At 66.8% G+C, this 286-nt stretch carries 1 pseudogene; it reads left to right on the forward strand.

What is annotated here, in order from left to right:
- Positions 1-286 (forward strand): annotated as a pseudogene (locus ACLJNW_RS24505) (EamA/RhaT family transporter); the annotation flags it as partial.

The following is a 286-nucleotide window of genomic DNA, read 5'->3' on the forward strand; positions in this document are numbered from 1 at the left end:
CGCTGGGCCTGGCCAGCAGCATCCTGGCCCACCGGCTGAACGCCGGGGCGCTGCTCGGCGCGCTGGTGTCGCTGGCCGGCGTGGTGCTGGTGATCTCCCAGGGCCATCTCGGCGCTTTGCTGGAGCATGGAGTGAATCTCGGCGACGCGATGATGATCGTCGCCACCCTGGCCTATGCGGTGTACAGCGTGCTGCTGAAGAAATGGAGCCTGAAGCTGCCGGCCATGCAACTGCTCTACCTGCAGGTGCTGGTGGCGATCCTCGCCCTGCTGCCGCTGTACCTGCT

This window comes from Salmonella sp. SAL4457, assembly GCF_046548235.1.
Classification (GTDB): Bacteria; Pseudomonadota; Gammaproteobacteria; order Enterobacterales; family Enterobacteriaceae; genus Salmonella; species Salmonella enterica.